This window comes from Croceitalea sp. MTPC6 (assembly GCF_036985525.1).
In the GTDB taxonomy this organism is placed as follows: Bacteria; Bacteroidota; Bacteroidia; order Flavobacteriales; family Flavobacteriaceae; genus Croceitalea.
In genome coordinates this window covers 189,985-204,707 of sequence record NZ_BTGR01000005.1, presented here as the reverse complement: position 1 = coordinate 204,707, position 14,723 = coordinate 189,985, and the positions used below count along the sequence as shown (strand labels likewise).

Annotated in this window: 19 protein-coding genes; 14 read left to right on the top strand and 5 right to left on the bottom strand. The window is 34.6% G+C overall.

Features of this window, described 5'->3' with window-relative positions:
• Positions 1 to 5: 5 nt before the first annotated feature.
• The 4 genes from AACP56_RS11415 (at position 6) to AACP56_RS11400 (ending at position 2,377) form a co-directional block, all read left to right on the top strand.
• Entirely contained in the window at positions 6 to 194 is a 189-nt protein-coding gene (locus AACP56_RS11415; protein ID WP_339337609.1) for a hypothetical protein, read from the top strand.
• A 2-nt stretch (positions 195 to 196) separates the two neighbouring features.
• Positions 197 to 490: a hypothetical protein gene (locus tag AACP56_RS11410; protein WP_339337610.1), complete on the top strand. Its 294-nt coding sequence runs from the start codon at positions 197 to 199 to the stop codon at positions 488 to 490.
• A 106-nt stretch (positions 491 to 596) separates the two neighbouring features.
• The gene (locus AACP56_RS11405) at positions 597 to 1,655 is read left to right on the top strand and encodes a sensor histidine kinase (protein WP_339337611.1); all 1,059 of its coding nucleotides are present in this window, start codon (positions 597 to 599) and stop codon (positions 1,653 to 1,655) included.
• Positions 1,652 to 2,377, top strand: coding sequence for a LytR/AlgR family response regulator transcription factor (locus AACP56_RS11400; protein ID WP_339337612.1), 726 nt, complete (start codon positions 1,652 to 1,654; stop codon positions 2,375 to 2,377). Before AACP56_RS11405 ends, AACP56_RS11400 begins: the two co-directional genes overlap by 4 nt.
• A 43-nt stretch (positions 2,378 to 2,420) precedes the next feature.
• On the opposite strand, the gene AACP56_RS11395 is transcribed toward AACP56_RS11400, so the two are convergent.
• A complete protein-coding gene (locus tag AACP56_RS11395; protein WP_339337613.1) occupies positions 2,421 to 2,795 on the bottom strand; it encodes a DoxX family membrane protein in 375 nt (124 codons plus the stop codon).
• A 92-nt stretch (positions 2,796 to 2,887) separates the two neighbouring features.
• A complete protein-coding gene (locus AACP56_RS11390; protein ID WP_339337614.1) occupies positions 2,888 to 3,199 on the bottom strand; it encodes a cupin domain-containing protein in 312 nt (103 codons plus the stop codon).
• An 81-nt stretch (positions 3,200 to 3,280) separates the two neighbouring features.
• On the opposite strand from AACP56_RS11390, the gene AACP56_RS11385 reads away from it, so the two are divergent.
• Complete coding sequence (locus AACP56_RS11385) at positions 3,281 to 4,633, top strand: UDP-N-acetylmuramate--L-alanine ligase (protein ID WP_339337615.1); 1,353 nt, start codon at positions 3,281 to 3,283, stop codon at positions 4,631 to 4,633.
• A 10-nt stretch (positions 4,634 to 4,643) separates the two neighbouring features.
• Here the strand turns inward: AACP56_RS11385 and AACP56_RS11380 are convergent, their stop codons facing one another.
• On the bottom strand, positions 4,644 to 5,087 hold the full coding sequence (locus tag AACP56_RS11380) for a DUF1569 domain-containing protein (protein ID WP_339337616.1): 444 nt from the start codon (positions 5,085 to 5,087) through the stop codon (positions 4,644 to 4,646).
• 113 nt (positions 5,088 to 5,200) lie between these two features.
• Between AACP56_RS11380 and radC the strand changes: the two genes are divergently transcribed.
• From radC to AACP56_RS11350, 6 genes are read left to right on the top strand one after another with little or no spacing between them, the layout of a single operon-like run.
• Positions 5,201 to 5,899 carry a RadC family protein gene (gene radC / locus AACP56_RS11375; RefSeq protein ID WP_339337617.1) on the top strand — a complete coding sequence of 233 codons (699 nt, stop codon included), beginning with the start codon at positions 5,201 to 5,203 and terminating at the stop codon, positions 5,897 to 5,899.
• Positions 5,900 to 7,195 carry a polysaccharide deacetylase family protein gene (locus tag AACP56_RS11370; RefSeq protein WP_339337618.1) on the top strand — a complete coding sequence of 432 codons (1,296 nt, stop codon included), beginning with the start codon at positions 5,900 to 5,902 and terminating at the stop codon, positions 7,193 to 7,195.
• Entirely contained in the window at positions 7,188 to 7,877 is a 690-nt protein-coding gene (locus AACP56_RS11365; protein ID WP_339337619.1) for a YjjG family noncanonical pyrimidine nucleotidase, read from the top strand. The genes AACP56_RS11370 and AACP56_RS11365 overlap by 8 nt, the downstream gene beginning before the upstream one ends.
• 58 nt (positions 7,878 to 7,935) lie before the next feature.
• Positions 7,936 to 8,475, top strand: coding sequence for a hypothetical protein (locus AACP56_RS11360; RefSeq protein ID WP_339337620.1), 540 nt, complete (start codon positions 7,936 to 7,938; stop codon positions 8,473 to 8,475).
• The gene (locus tag AACP56_RS11355) at positions 8,472 to 9,908 is read left to right on the top strand and encodes a DUF5723 family protein (protein WP_339337621.1); all 1,437 of its coding nucleotides are present in this window, start codon (positions 8,472 to 8,474) and stop codon (positions 9,906 to 9,908) included. The genes AACP56_RS11360 and AACP56_RS11355 overlap by 4 nt, the downstream gene beginning before the upstream one ends.
• A 12-nt stretch (positions 9,909 to 9,920) precedes the next feature.
• Entirely contained in the window at positions 9,921 to 10,781 is an 861-nt protein-coding gene (locus AACP56_RS11350) for a hypothetical protein (RefSeq protein ID WP_339337622.1), read from the top strand.
• Here the strand turns inward: AACP56_RS11350 and AACP56_RS11345 are convergent.
• Positions 10,778 to 12,055: a replication-associated recombination protein A gene (locus AACP56_RS11345; protein ID WP_339337623.1), complete on the bottom strand. Its 1,278-nt coding sequence runs from the start codon at positions 12,053 to 12,055 to the stop codon at positions 10,778 to 10,780. The two genes, AACP56_RS11350 and AACP56_RS11345, sit on opposite strands and share 4 nt — an antisense overlap.
• Positions 12,056 to 12,135: 80 nt before the next feature.
• Here AACP56_RS11345 and AACP56_RS11340 point away from each other — a divergent pair, with 80 nt between their 5' ends.
• The gene (locus AACP56_RS11340) at positions 12,136 to 12,867 is read left to right on the top strand and encodes a rhomboid family intramembrane serine protease (protein ID WP_339337624.1); all 732 of its coding nucleotides are present in this window, start codon (positions 12,136 to 12,138) and stop codon (positions 12,865 to 12,867) included.
• Here AACP56_RS11340 and rlmB read toward each other — a convergent pair.
• Positions 12,864 to 13,601: a 23S rRNA (guanosine(2251)-2'-O)-methyltransferase RlmB gene (gene rlmB / locus AACP56_RS11335; protein WP_339337625.1), complete on the bottom strand. Its 738-nt coding sequence runs from the start codon at positions 13,599 to 13,601 to the stop codon at positions 12,864 to 12,866. The two genes, AACP56_RS11340 and rlmB, sit on opposite strands and share 4 nt — an antisense overlap.
• Positions 13,602 to 13,846: 245 nt before the next feature.
• Here rlmB and rpsL point away from each other — a divergent pair, with 245 nt between their 5' ends.
• Positions 13,847 to 14,221 (top strand): 30S ribosomal protein S12, encoded by a 375-nt coding sequence (gene rpsL, locus AACP56_RS11330; protein WP_013305196.1) that lies wholly within the window; start codon positions 13,847 to 13,849, stop codon positions 14,219 to 14,221.
• Between the two features lie 23 nt (positions 14,222 to 14,244).
• Positions 14,245 to 14,721 (top strand): 30S ribosomal protein S7, encoded by a 477-nt coding sequence (gene rpsG, locus AACP56_RS11325; protein WP_339337626.1) that lies wholly within the window; start codon positions 14,245 to 14,247, stop codon positions 14,719 to 14,721.
• Positions 14,722 to 14,723 lie beyond the last annotated feature (2 nt).

Sequence of the window (14,723 nt, the reverse complement as noted above, 5' to 3'; positions counted from 1 at the left end):
AAAAGATGAAAAATTCAAACAATATTAAACAGGTAGTATTTATAATAGGCTTTATAACACTTTTAGCTGGTGTTTTTACAGCAATTAGTGCAAAGACCATTGCTACAAACTTCTTTCCTATATATACGGGGTTAGCTTTAATAGGTACAGCTTTATCCCACAAAGAAGGTGAATGTAAATCAGTAAATTCTTAGTTATGAAAAACAACAACAAAGTGGCACTACTACTAGCAGGAGCACTTTTAGTAGCTAGTGCTATTTTTAGTCAAATCCTCGACAAAAACACAGGTCAAGTCTTAGTGCTAGGACTTTCTGGCTTATTTTTTTCTATAATAGCATTTACCAGACAAGGTAGAAAACAGATTGTTTGTGAGGTTCATATGATCAAGAAAAGGCCTTTTAAAATTTTGGGGATCATGCTTGGAGTGGTCGTAGTATTTGGTGGCATAGGCTTCTTATTTGGACAACTATTATACCATATTCTCAATTGATAGCTCAACAATAAAAATGTTTTCGCTACTATTTTCTAATCCTATTATTTAGGTAAATTCGTGAGATTTATTTTACCATTTAAATTTATTGGTCTAACCTTAAACTATGAATATTACAGATAAGAATAGAAACCTTATTTTTTGGGTATTACAAATTGTTGGTTGGGGGTTTATCAATTGCCTTTCCTTATTATTACTAAAGAATATCGGTTTAGAATATATCATCTATTCAATTATATCTGGATTTACAATAAGTGTTTCGGTAACTTCAATATTTCGATGGTATCTGAAACACAATATTAATTTTGAGTCTTTTAAGTCAATAGACGTAATCAAAATCGGAATATCTTTTCTTTTGACATGTTTCCTTTTTGGTTCTTTAAACTATCTTTTTGGTTACTTATATGCCAAATATGGTCCAAGTATATCACAGGAGCATATTGATATGTTCAAAATGTATGATGGCTTTTGGGTACAGGCTATAAATTCGCTATTTATGATAGGTGCTTGGACAGTCACCTATTTTGTGATCAAATTGCTTTTAAAACTGAACAAAGACCGTATAGAAAGGTTAGAACTAAACACCAATTTAAAACAAGCACAATTAAACACACTTAAAGGTCAAATTAACCCTCATTTTATGTTCAATAGTCTCAACAACATAAGAGGTCTAATGTTGGAGGATGTAGAAAAATCAAGGGAAATGTTGACCAAACTTTCTGAAATGTTGAGGTATTCGCTAACAAAAAATAATGTTGATGGAATAGCTGTGGAAGAAGAGTTGGAGATGGTAGATAATTATATTGCGTTGTCAAAAATTCAATTCGAAGAAAGGCTAAAATTTGAAAAAGAGATTGAAAAAGATACCCTTCAATTTCAAATTCCACCAATGATTATTCAGTTATTGATTGAAAATGCTGCAAAGCATGGGATTTCTAATTTAAAGGAGGGTGGGAAAATTAAACTAGAAGTAGGTTTGAATAATAATGGGCTTCAAATAAAGGTCATAAATTCTGGAAAGCTTGAGATTTCTAAAGATTCTACCCAGCTGGGGTTAAAAAATATAAAGCAGCGACTAAGGCTGTTATATGGTGAAAAAGCAAGTTTTAGTTTAAATGAAATAGGTAAGGAGGTTGTTGCGGAAATTAACATCCCACAAGTATGAGTATTAAAGCTGTCATAGTAGAAGATTCGCGTTTAGCACGTAATGAGCTCAAAGAATTATTAAAGGGCCATCCTGATATTGAGCTTATCGGTGAGGCTGAAAATGTTGATTTAGGATATGAATTAATACAAAAGACGCATCCAGACCTGTTGTTTTTGGATATTAATATGCCTGAAAAAGATGGTTTTGAGCTTTTAGAAATGTTGGATGATGTACCAATTACTGTGTTTACCACGGCTTTTGACGAATATGCTATTAAGTCTTTTGAATATAACGCATTGGATTATTTGCTAAAACCCATTAATGAAAAACGTTTTGCTTCCGCAATTGAAAAAGTGAAAGCAAAAACTGAGGAAAAGCATGATGTAAAAGGTTCAAGTATAAAACTTACGGAAAGCAGTCAAATTTTTATAAAAGATGGTGAAAAATGTTGGTTGGTAAAGATTGGGGAAATTGCTCTCTTTGAGATTGTTGGAAATTACACACGGGTATTTTTTCAGGATAATAAACCAATGTTGTATAAATCTTTAAATCAAATCGAGGAAAAATTACCCGAAGCTTCTTTCTTTAGGGTAAACCGCCAACAAATAATAAATACCAACTTTATTGCAAATGTAGTGCCTTGGTTTAATGGTAAATTAAAGCTCACCATGCAAAATGGTGAGGAAGTGGAAGTTTCTAGAAGACAATCCTATTTGTTCAAAGACCGTATGAGTTTTTAACAAAAAAACCTTTCAAAAAGAAAGGCTTTTTTGTTTGTGTCTTTTAACCACGAAGCATATCTGCGTACTTATCTTTGTAGCCCACCAAGGCAATAATGTTCAATAAAAGCAATCCAATTGCAGGCCCGATATTTGCGGGATCCAAAGTGGCATGAAATAATACGGCATTTACAGAAATGCTCATTAGGATAACTGCCATTAGAGCTCCCCATTTATTAAAAATGAGTGCTAATCCAGCAACTACTTCTACAACTCCAACCAAATTTAGAGTCTGGCTTTTGGATAATGCACTAAAATATTCGAGGGGGTCTCCAGTTAGCTCAAAAGCTGGTAAAAAGTTTAAAAATTTGTTAAGTCCAAAGACTAGCACAAATACTCCTAATAAAATCCGGACAATTAAAAATATTTTTGAATTCATCTGTTAAAAGTTTATTGGTTTGTAGATAAAGCTAATTAAAATTTACAATATCGTTAAATAACAGATGCTTATGCTAAGAACTTCTAAAGCTTTTATTTGTACTCTTCTCTAGCTGGACTAAATACATCCATTAATTTACAGACAGTGATTGCCCTTCCGCCATGTGGAACATTTGATGGTATAACCACTACACTGCCAGCTTCATATACTTCGGTATTTCCATCTAGGGTAAACTCAAAGTGACCAGAAACCACATGCATTATTTGCTCATGTATATGATGGTGCATAGGAACCACAGCCCCTTCTTCAACATCCCAAAAAACCCAGCTCATACTTTCAGAGTGTACTAATCTGCCGTGATAGCCTGGCATTATTTCTTTTGAAGGAATATCTGATAAAGTCATATTATTTTGTTTTTACCAATATAGTAAGAAACATAAAACAATTTTAATTCTATAACTATCTTTGAGCGATAAACTTTCTTCATGAAAATACATTTCATAGCCATAGGTGGAAGTGCCATGCATAATCTTGCTCTAGCATTAGCGTATAAAGGATATAGGGTGACCGGTAGTGATGATGTTATTTTTGAACCATCAAAAAGTAGGCTGGAGAAGAAAGGGTTACTGCCTGAAGAGTATGGATGGTTTCCGGAGAAGATTCAGATAGATTTAGATGCAGTAATCTTAGGGATGCATGCCAAACCAGATAACCCTGAGTTGCTTAAAGCTCAGGATTTAGGTGTAAAAATATATTCCTATCCAGAATTTTTATACGAGCAGTCTAAAGATAAAACACGAGTGGTTATTGGGGGTAGTCATGGCAAAACTACCATTACTTCTATGATTTTACATGTTCTTAATTACAACAATATTGATGTTGATTATATGGTTGGCGCACAATTAGATGGTTTTGACCGTATGGTACACCTTACCAAAGACAATGATTTTATAGTCCTGGAAGGGGATGAATATTTGTCCTCACCCATTGACCGAAGACCAAAATTTCATTTATACCAACCTAATATTGCTTTATTAAGTGGTATTGCTTGGGATCATATTAATGTATTTCCTACCTATGGGAATTATGTGGAACAGTTTAAAATTTTTGTCGATAGTATAATAGAAGGTGGTAGTATAACTTACAATGAAGAGGATGAAGATTTAAAAAATGTGGTAGTAGCTTCTGAGAATACCATTAGAAAAATGCCTTATCAGACCCCTGGGTATACCGTTGAGAAAGGAGTTACTCTATTGGAAACTCCTGAAGGCCCAATGCCAATCGAGATTTTTGGTAAGCATAACCTGAACAATTTGGCAGGTGCCAAGTGGATTTGCCAAAATATGGGTGTTGACGAGTTGGATTTTTATGAAGCCATAGCTACTTTTAAAGGAGCTTCTAAACGAATGGAAAAAATCGCTGAAAATCCAACTGGCATAGCTTTTAAAGATTTTGCCCATTCTCCCAGTAAAGTAGCTGCAACTACCAAAGCGGTTAAAGAACAATACCCAAACAGAAAGCTTTTGGCCTGCTTAGAGCTGCATACCTACAGTAGTCTTAATTCAGAATTTTTAAAGGAGTATGCTGGTGCATTGGACGATGCTGATGAGGCTGTGGTTTTCTATTCTCCTGAAGCGGTCAAGATAAAGAGGTTGGATGAGGTATCAGAAAAACAAATAGGCGAAGCCTTTAAGAATAAGGATTTAAAAATTTTCACGGATTCTAATTCTTTTCAAAACTTTTTGTTCTCCCAAAGCTTTGAAAATTCAGCATTACTTTTAATGAGTTCAGGAAATTATGGCGGTTTGGATTTTGATAAAATTTCCAATCTATTTTAACCACCCATTGTCAAGCTCCAAATTGTCTTAGATGATGGTCCAAATGTTTGTATTGCATTTGTCCCCATTGTTCTTTGGTGAATTTTCCAAATGCTGGATGCGGATACCATACTTCTCTTTCTTTAATACTATAAAAAGTATCCACTAAATTTTTTAACTCTTCATATTCAGTTTTAAAATCTTTCGGCTCTTTAGCGCGTAATTGTGGCGCTGTAGGCAAGTTTTTACGCCAGGGTTTGTCATTGTACAATGATTTTTTAAAGAAAGTTTTTACAAACCAATTTCCTTTAGAATTGTTCTCTTTGTTATCAATGGCTAGTTTTAATGGATATTTACAATGCCATGCCATTTGGCCAATGGTCATTTTGCCCCATAATCTTTCTGAATCTTCAGCTAAGTTATTTAGCCTTTCTTTTATTTCAGAATAGCCATTTTCAGTAAGTAGAGATTTCATTTGAGTAGTTTTTAGTGTGTCCGTCAAGATACAAAGGAAGATAGTTAGGTACAACAATGGATATCATTGGAATCATCTTTCATACTATTAAGAAATCCAGTTATCTTTAACGAATGCAAGAGAAGCAAACTTCTTTGTCCATTAAAAACTGGGCAGACGATGATAAGCCAAGGGAGAAATTACTTCAGAAAGGACGCTCCGTTTTATCAGATGCAGAACTTATTGCCATTTTAATTGGGTCGGGAAGTAGGGATGAAAGTGCTGTTGAGCTATCAAAACGGATTTTAGCTTCTGTGAACAACAACCTTAATGAATTAGGGAAGCTCACCATAAAACAATTGATGCAGTTTAAGGGTATTGGAGAGGCCAAGGCTATAACTATTGCGGCTGCAATGGAAATGGGCAGACGTAGAAGAGGAGAAGCTGCCCAAAATGTTACTAAAATAAATAGCAGCAAAGATGTTTTTGAACTCTTACAACCTATACTTGGAGAATTACCGCATGAGGAATTTTGGATTATCTATTTAAATAATTCCAATAAAGTACTGCACAAAGAGCAATTGAGTAAAGGAGGCATTACCGGCACATTAGTAGATATTAGACTGGTATTAAAAAAAGCATTGGAATATAGTGCCGTAGGTTTGGTTTTATCCCACAACCACCCATCCGGTATGCTAAAACCTAGCGCAGCAGACAAACAAATAACAACAAAATTAAAATTAGCGGCAGAAGCACTGGATATTAAAGTGCTTGATCACATAATCGTAACCGAAAAGGCTTATTTTAGTTTTGCCGATGAACACCTTTTATAGATGCTGCTAATTTACACGCATAAAATTTCTAAGCGCTTTAGCTATACAATGAAGCATGTCTTTACCCGAATTTTGGGTATTGATGTTAGCTTTACTAATACGGTTGAGGATTTTATAAAACATTCGGGACCTAAAATAACCTATTCTAAACAACCCTTACAGAACGAGTTTTTTATTAGAAGCAATTCTCTATTGTTTGAACAAGGGATTGATGACATTGATATAAAAATTGAAGATTGGGATGGATTACCTTGCTTTTTTGAGGCGGGGGAAAGGAGTAATATCCCTTTTGATATTTTTTCTGCAACCTTTTACTTATTAAGCAGGTATGAAGAATATTTGCCTCATGTAAAAGATGAGTTAGGTCGCTTTCCGGTAAAAGAAAGCTTAGCATACCAACAAAATTTTTTACAGCTCCCAGTGGTTGATTTGTGGGCTCAAAGGTTTTTAGGGATTTTAAAAAAACGGTTTCCAGAGATTGAAAGAAAAAAACGCACGTACAAGTTTACTTCCATAATCAACGTTACAACCTCACATTGTTTTGCTTATCGTGGATTTGTTAGAACTCTGGGAGGCATATTTTTGGACTTGGGTAAGTTTAAACTATTGCGTTTGCTAAAGCGGGTTGCAGTATGGATAAATCCAAAGAAAGATCCATACAATAATTTTTCATATTTAATGGAGATACATAAGCAGTTTAAGTGCAAGACCATGTTTTTCTTTCAATTTGCAGACTACTCAAGACATGATAAAAATGTTTCTATCTACAAAAATAAGTTTCAGTATTTAATAAAATCCGTAGCCGATTATAGTGTTGTTTCCCTCAGTGCTTCCTATAGCTCTTCTTTAAATAATTCAGTTTTGAAAGAAGAAAAGAATAGGTTGGCTAATCTGATAAATAGACCAGTAAACTACTCCCGTATGCGCTACAATAGGGTCAACATTCCCCAAACGTATCGCAATTTGGTGGAAACGGAATTCACAGATGATTATACCATGGGGTACACACATGAAATAGGTTTTAGGGCAGGTACTTGTACACCATTTTATTTTTACGATATAAATTTAGAGATACAACAACCTATAAAAGTCCATCCCTTTGCGGTTTGTGATTATTCATTTTTAAAACATAAAAAACAGCAACAAGTATTTGAAAAACTTGACTTTATATACAGACAGGTGAAAGAGGTACACGGCGATTTCAATATTGTTTTCTCCAATGAACTTTTGGGGAGTAACAACCGTCTAAAATGGTTGGAACTTTATAAAGCTATCCTAAAGAGATATTATGTTTGATCAACCCATAACAGATATTTTTTTTGATTTGGACCACACGCTCTGGGATTTTGAAAAGAACTCCGCATTGACATTTAAAAAGATTTTAAAGAAGAATCAGGTTAACGTACCTATTGAAGATTTTTTAAAAAGTTATGTGCCAATAAATCTAGAATATTGGAAATTATATCGTGAAGAAAAAGTTACTAAAGCAGAATTACGATATCAAAGACTGAAAGAGACATTTGACACTATAAAGTTTGAAGTTTCTGATGATTTAATAGATACTCTTTCAGATGAGTATATTCAATATTTGTCAACCTTTAATCATGTTTTCCCCCATACTTTCGAAATACTTGAATATTTAAAACCAAAATATAGGTTACATATTATCACAAATGGCTTTCAAGAGATACAAGACAAAAAATTGAAGAACGCCAATCTCTACAATTATTTTGGTCAAATAATAAATTCTGAAATGGCAGGGGTCAAAAAACCAAATCCAAAGATTTTTAAAATGGCCCTTAATCTCACCAAAACCAAAGCTGAAAGCTCTGTTATGATAGGTGATAATATTGAGGCTGATATACTCGGAGCTCAAGCCTTGGGGTTTCATACACTCCATTTTAATGCACATAATGAACCAGCTCATGATTTTTGCAAAATGATTGATAGTCTTCACGAAATAAAACTGTTTTTGTAGAGTTATACTAGTAGGGTTCAACACTCATAAGTTGTTGTCTATTTACTGGAATGCTGTTATGAAAAAAGTCTTGTATTTTCTCTTTTTAGGTTCTTTCCTTTTCTTTTCTTGTGCTGAGGAACAGAATTTTGATCAGTTCGATGATTTAAGTGTGACTCCAACACTAGCTACTGGAATTTTTTATTTTGAATCTCCTGAAGACGTTATAAATCAATTACCGCAAGGGGTTTTTTACAACCAGACTTTTACGTTTGAGGCATTTAACGAAGCTTTTGTTTCTGAAAGGGTTTTAGATGGCACAATTACATATCAATTGGAGAACACCACTAGCAAAGAATTGAACTTATTGGTCGAGTTTTTAGATGATGCTGATACTGTATTGGATAGTGAGTCCTTTACAATTGACCCGCAACCTGCACCATTACTGGAACGCCAAGTTGCTTATGGGAATGGGGATAAAGATTTGGATATACTTAGAAACACAACTAGAATTAGGGTCACGAGTGAAAATCTTGGGGATAACACAAGTCAATCAACAGCCAACGAACCTAGAATAATCTTAAGATCAAGCGCAGCATTTAGGGTAAGACTACAATGAAAAAGATTAAACTGGTTTTTTTTACCATACTTACTAGTATGGGACTCCTTAGTGCGCAAAACAAACAATTGCTGTACGACTTTTATGAAATTCCACAATCACTTCTTTTAAACCCAGGTGTAAAAACTCCGTATAAATGGCATACGAGCATCCCTTTACTTTCTGGAATTTCAGTACAGGCAGGAACAAGTGGAATTACCGTTAATGACCTTTTCGCCAATGATGGACTTAGTTTTACGGATAAGGTAAGAGATAAAGTTGTCAATGGTCTGAGCCAAAGGGATGAATTTGGCGCTAGTTTTCAAATAGATATTTTAAATATAGGTTTTAGAAATGCAAATAGGCCAGAAGACTATTATTCTTTTGGAATTTATGGCGATTTTTCAATTGTACAATACTGGCCTAAAGATTTGGCTATTTTGGCATTTGAGGGTAATGCTAATAACCTAAATCGTAGATTTAGCCTGAACCACATTGCAACTTATGGAGAAGCGGTAAACGTATTTCACTTTGGGATAAACAGAAAAGTAAATGATAAACTGCGTTTGGGGCTAAGAGGCAAGATTTACTCAAGTATTTTTGAGGCCAAATCAAATTCCAACAAAGGATATTTTGTAACTACACAAGGTGAAAATAATATATTACGCAATACAATAGTCGTTGATGGAGGTCTTAAAACTTCAGGTCTACAAGGAATAATCGAGAATGAAGATTCTGACCAAAGTATTGCAGGTCTATTGTTGGGGCGTTCTTTTTTTGGAGGAAATCTAGGGCTCGGTTTTGATGTTGGATTTACATACCAACTCAATGAAAGGACTTTTTTAACAGGTAGCCTTTTAGATGTAGGCTTTATTTATCATTCTAAGGATATTAAAAACTTTACTTTGGAAGGAACGGCTTCCAATGAGGGAATTGAAATTATTTTACCGGAATCCTTTGATGATTTAAATAGTGACATCTGGCAAGAGCTAGTGGATGATATAGAAGATCAGGTTCCTTTTGAAACTAATAGTGATGCCTATGTTTCCCTGAGACCAATAAAGTTAAATGCCTCTATACGGTATAATTTTGGAGAACAAAAGGGAAAAACGGAAGATTGTTATTGCGGTACAAATACGGTGCAGAGCGATAGCCCGTTTGATTATAAAAATGCAGTTGGCGGGCACCTTTATGTTATAAACAGGCCTAGAGGACCACAAGCTGCCTTAACTGCCTTTTATCAAAAAAGGTTGGGCAATGCACTTGCTGTAAAGGCTACGTATACAGCAGATAAATTTACACTTACGAATATTGGTTTAGGACTCAATTTTCAAGCTGGACCAGTAAATTTTTACATACTTGGTGATAACCTATTGGGCTATCAAAATATTCCAGATAGCAATTACGCATCTTTACAGTTTGGATTTAATATTATATCTTGGAACAGTAATTGATTACTGTTTAGTATGAAAAAAATATTACTCTTATTATCTCTGTTCTTTTTAGCTGTATCAGCTGGAAATGCACAATTGAATGATTACAAGTACATTATTGTACCTAAAAAGTTTGATGATTTTAAAAACGCGAATCAATATCAGACTAGTACACTATTAAAATATTTGTTTGTTGAAGCTTCTTATAATGCTATTTATGATGATATGCTTCCGGAAGATTTAAGAATAAATGGATGTTTGGGGCTCAAAGCAGATTTAGAAAATAAGTCTTCTTTATTTACTACAAAAGTGAACATAGTTGTCAGGGACTGTAATGGTCTTGTTGTGTTTACTTCTAAGGAGGGAAGAAGTAAAAAAAAGGAATATAAACCTGCCTACATGGAAGCTATTAAAGAAGCTTTTGCATCATATAATACATTGAATTATAAATATGTCCCTAAAGAAGAAATGGAAGAAAAACCGATTACGATAAGTTTTAAAAATGATGTAAAGTCCTTGGATGAAGAAGTAATACAAAAATCCGTGGATAAGAAAACAGAAGCATCGACCGTAAAACAAGAAGCTACTCTAGAAAATCAGAGCTATAAGAGTGTTGAGCCAGTTGCTTCAACAATTCAAAAAGGAAACAAGACAAGTGAAATTTTGGAAGAAAAGCTGGAAATGCTTTATGCCCAACCTATTGAAAATGGCTTCCAACTAATTGATAATACACCAAAGATTAGATATAAACTTATAGAAACATCAGTAAAAAATGTTTTTTTAGCTACTCGAGATAATGTAAGTGGAGTTATCTTAAGTAAAAATGGAAGATGGTTTTTTGAGTATAATGAGAATGGAGAAAAAGTTCTTGAAGAATTGAACATTAAGTTCTAAAACTCATACTTATCTTTCCATCGCTTTTTAAGAAATTCCCTCATGGCATTTTCTCGAGGATTATCGCCTAGTCTAAAAAAAGTGGTCCCAGAGATTTCATCCGGCAAAAACTCAGATGTGATAAAGTTATCTTTATGGTCATGTGCATATTCATACCCTTTACCATAATCTAAATCTTTCATTAATTTAGTTGGGGCGTTTCTAATATGTAATGGAACGGACAGGTCTCCAGTTTCTTTTACTTTTTGTTGTGCAAGCTTTATGGCAGCATAGCTTGCATTACTTTTTGGTGAACTTGCCAGATAGGTGGCACATTGGCTCAAAATAATTCTAGCTTCTGGATACCCAATCGTATTTACCGCCTGGAAAGTAGAATTTGCCAATACAAGAGCAGTCGGGTTTGCATTACCTATATCTTCGGATGCTAGAATTACCAGTCTACGTGCAATAAATTTTACATCTTCGCCACCTTCTATCATTCTTGCAAGCCAATATACTGCTGCGTTTGGATCACTACCGCGAACCGATTTGATAAACGCTGAGATAATATCATAATGTTGCTCACCTGTTTTATCATATAAGACTGTATTCTTTTGGACCTTTTGTAAAACAAGTTCATTTGTGATACTAATTTTCTTTCCAGATTCTGAAGTAACCAAAAGTTCAAAAATATTAAGAAGCTTTCTACCATCACCACCGGAAAGCCTTAACAAAGCTTCAGTTTCTTTTAATTCTACTTTCTTTGTTTTTAGAAAGTCATCTTCCTGTAACGCTCTATTTAAAAGCATCTCCAAATCCTTTTTATCAAAAGGATTCAAAATATAGACCTGACACCGAGATAATAAAGCGGGGATGACTTCAAAACTTGGGTTTTCCGTAGTAGCACCAATTAATGTAACCCACCCTTTTTCTACTGCTCCAAGTAATGAATCCTGTTGGGATTTGCTAAAACGGTGAATCTCATCAATAAATAGTATAGGATTTTTAGAAGTAAATAGCCCCCCGCTTTGTTTAGCCTTTTCTATTACTTCTCTCACATCTTTTACACCACTGCTTATTGCGCTGAGGGTATAAAAGGGGCGTTTACTTTCTGTTGCAATAATGTTGGCTAAGGTTGTTTTTCCTGTTCCAGGTGGCCCCCATAAGATTAAAGATGGAATTATACCCTGTTTTATTTGGTGCGTTAGGGCTCCTTTTTCACCGATTAAGTGACTTTGGCTAATGTAATCTTCAAGGCTTTTAGGTCTTATTCGTTCTGCTAAGGGCTCGTTCATTTTATAAAAATAGCTAAAAATGGGGATGACAATTTATCCGATTTTGCAATTATGGATAAGAATTTGCGACATTTATAGATATGTCCGCAGAAAATCATTTTAAGTTTTCTAAAGTTGTGCTTTTAGCTCCTTTGCTTGCTGCATTATCCATATGGACTGTATTTTGGATAGAAGTAAAATTCAAGGTTAACCTAAATGAATTTGGAATTGAACCTAGAGATGTTGTGGGATTAAGGGGGATTTTTTTTAGCCCATTTATTCACGGGTCTATTGAACATTTATATAATAATACCATTCCCTTGATAACATTGACAGCTGCTTTATTTTACTTCTATTATCGCAATGCAATTCAGGTTTTACTCATAGGAATTCTGCTTTCAGGATTGCTTACATGGCTAATAGGTAGGCCATCCTATCATATTGGGGCCAGTGGTCTTATTTATGTTTTGGTCAGCTTCATTTTTTTTAAAGGCATTTTTGCCAAGCACTACAGGTTAATTGCCTTGTCTTTAGCTATGGTTTTTTTATACGGGAGTATGATATGGTATATTTTCCCAATAAAAGATGGTATTTCATGGGAAGGACATTTGTCCGGTTTTTTAGTTGGATTCCTATTGGCACTAACATATAAAACCAAACTTGACCCAGAAAAGAAATATTCATGGGAAAAAGAAGATTATAATGAAGAAGAAGACGAGTTTTTAAAACATTTTGATGAAGATGGAAACTTTATTGAAACAATAGAACCCCCTACCGAACAAGTTGAGATAAATTATCATTATAAGAAGGAAAATGAAAATCGTAAAGATTAATTTCCTCGCTGTCTTACCGCTTCATATAAAAATACGCCACAGGCAACAGATACATTTAGAGATTCTATTTCTCCCTTTAGAGGTAACTTAGCTTTGCTGTCGACCATTTTAAGGATAGAAGGATTAATTCCGCGGTCTTCTGAGCCCATTATAATTGCACAGGGTTTTTGAAAATCTATATCAAATACAGAGTCATTTGTTTTTTCTGTTGCAGCTATTAATTTTATTCCTGTAGCTTTTAAATAAAACATAGCGTCTTTTAAATGATCAACTTTAGAAATGGGAATATTAAATGCCGCACCTGCAGAGGTTTTTATGGCATCGTCATTAAGTGGTGCTGATCCGCTTTTTGGAACAACGATAGCATCTATGCCACAGCACTCCGCAGTTCTTATTATTGCACCAAAATTACGTACATCGGAAATTTGGTCAAGCAATAATAAGAGGGGATTCTCTTTCTTTTCAAGAATTTGTTCCATTAAGGGTTCAAACTCTTGAAATCCAATGGATGAAATTTTGGCTACCGCTCCTTGATGGTTTCCGTGGGTCAGTCGGTTCAACTTCTCAATAGGTACATAAGAAGTACTTATTTTGTGTTTCCTGATTTGGTTTTCCAACTCTTTAAACAGCTGTCCTTTTAATCCTTTTTGAAGATAAACTTTGTTTAAGGGTTGGTTAGCTTCTATAGCCTCTATGATGGCACGTATGCCATGGATTTTGTTTGTATTTTTCATTTTGGCAAAGGTAGTAAAGTGGTCTATGTTATTTTATGTGAAAGGAATCTTTAAATTATAATAAATACTTTTTTGTGTACACTTTTCTCCTCTTCGATGTGCAAATTATATTATAATGATATGGTTTCAATAATTTATTGAGCGTACTATTGTAAAATAAATCCATATGCATTTGAATTATTGTGAAATATCACTACATTTGCAGCCCTCAAAACGAGGGTTATTTTATTTAATAAAAGAATTTAATGCCAACAATTTCACAATTAGTAAGAAAAGGAAGGGCCACAATTACCAAGAAGAGTAAATCGGCTGCTTTGGATTCTTGCCCACAAAGAAGGGGAGTCTGTACACGTGTCTACACTACTACGCCTAAAAAACCAAATTCTGCAATGCGTAAAGTTGCTAGGGTTAGGTTAACTAATGGTAAAGAGGTTAACGCTTACATTCCTGGAGAAGGGCATAACCTCCAAGAGCACTCGATAGTATTGGTAAGAGGCGGAAGGGTAAAAGATTTACCAGGAGTTAGATACCACATCGTTCGTGGAGCATTGGATACAGCAGGTGTTGCTGGTAGAACGCAACGTAGGTCTAAGTATGGTGCAAAACGCCCTAAAAAGTAATTAACAACTTTTAGTAAGAAACGATGAGAAAAAGACAGGCAAAGAAGAGGCCATTGTTGCCAGATCCAAAATTTGGAGACCAATTGGTAACACGTTTTGTAAATATGATGATGTGGGATGGTAAGAAGTCTACAGCGTTCAAAGTGTTTTATGATGCAATTGATATTGTAGAGGAAAAGAACACTGATGAAGAAAAGACAGCATTGGAGTTGTGGAAAGATGCATTATCTAATGTAATGCCACATGTTGAGGTAAGAAGTAGAAGAGTTGGTGGTGCTACATTTCAAATACCAATGCAGATTCGTCCTGACCGTAAAATATCAACCGCTATGAAATGGTTGATTCTTTATGCTCGCAAAAGAAATGAAAAATCTATGGCGCAAAAATTAGCTGCTGAGATTTTAGCAGCTGCAAAAGAAGAAGGCGCTGCGGTCAAGAAAAGAGTGGATACCCACAAAATGGCCGAAGCAAATAAAGCATTTTCCCACTTTAGATTTTAATT

Bases quoted from the DNA above. Each gene is read 5' to 3' on its own strand.
- AACP56_RS11415 (WP_339337609.1), top strand. From the start codon at position 6: ATGAAAAATTCAAACAATATTAAACAGGTAGTATTTATAATAGGCTTT.
- AACP56_RS11350 (WP_339337622.1), top strand. From the start codon at position 9,921: ATGAAAAAAATATTACTCTTATTATCTCTGTTCTTTTTAGCTGTATCA.
- AACP56_RS11345 (WP_339337623.1), bottom strand. From the start codon at position 12,055: ATGAACGAGCCCTTAGCAGAACGAATAAGACCTAAAAGCCTTGAAGAT.
- AACP56_RS11380 (WP_339337616.1), bottom strand. From the start codon at position 5,087: ATGAAATCTCTACTTACTGAAAATGGCTATTCTGAAATAAAAGAAAGG.
- rpsL (WP_013305196.1), top strand. From the start codon at position 13,847: ATGCCAACAATTTCACAATTAGTAAGAAAAGGAAGGGCCACAATTACC.
- AACP56_RS11365 (WP_339337619.1), top strand. From the start codon at position 7,188: ATGTTTGATCAACCCATAACAGATATTTTTTTTGATTTGGACCACACG.
- AACP56_RS11385 (WP_339337615.1), top strand. From the start codon at position 3,281: ATGAAAATACATTTCATAGCCATAGGTGGAAGTGCCATGCATAATCTT.
- AACP56_RS11410 (WP_339337610.1), top strand. From the start codon at position 197: ATGAAAAACAACAACAAAGTGGCACTACTACTAGCAGGAGCACTTTTA.
- AACP56_RS11390 (WP_339337614.1), bottom strand. From the start codon at position 3,199: ATGACTTTATCAGATATTCCTTCAAAAGAAATAATGCCAGGCTATCAC.
- AACP56_RS11395 (WP_339337613.1), bottom strand. From the start codon at position 2,795: ATGAATTCAAAAATATTTTTAATTGTCCGGATTTTATTAGGAGTATTT.
- AACP56_RS11405 (WP_339337611.1), top strand. From the start codon at position 597: ATGAATATTACAGATAAGAATAGAAACCTTATTTTTTGGGTATTACAA.
- radC (WP_339337617.1), top strand. From the start codon at position 5,201: ATGCAAGAGAAGCAAACTTCTTTGTCCATTAAAAACTGGGCAGACGAT.
- rpsG (WP_339337626.1), top strand. From the start codon at position 14,245: ATGAGAAAAAGACAGGCAAAGAAGAGGCCATTGTTGCCAGATCCAAAA.
- AACP56_RS11340 (WP_339337624.1), top strand. From the start codon at position 12,136: ATGTCCGCAGAAAATCATTTTAAGTTTTCTAAAGTTGTGCTTTTAGCT.
- rlmB (WP_339337625.1), bottom strand. From the start codon at position 13,601: ATGAAAAATACAAACAAAATCCATGGCATACGTGCCATCATAGAGGCT.
- AACP56_RS11360 (WP_339337620.1), top strand. From the start codon at position 7,936: ATGAAAAAAGTCTTGTATTTTCTCTTTTTAGGTTCTTTCCTTTTCTTT.
- AACP56_RS11400 (WP_339337612.1), top strand. From the start codon at position 1,652: ATGAGTATTAAAGCTGTCATAGTAGAAGATTCGCGTTTAGCACGTAAT.
- AACP56_RS11355 (WP_339337621.1), top strand. From the start codon at position 8,472: ATGAAAAAGATTAAACTGGTTTTTTTTACCATACTTACTAGTATGGGA.
- AACP56_RS11370 (WP_339337618.1), top strand. From the start codon at position 5,900: ATGCTGCTAATTTACACGCATAAAATTTCTAAGCGCTTTAGCTATACA.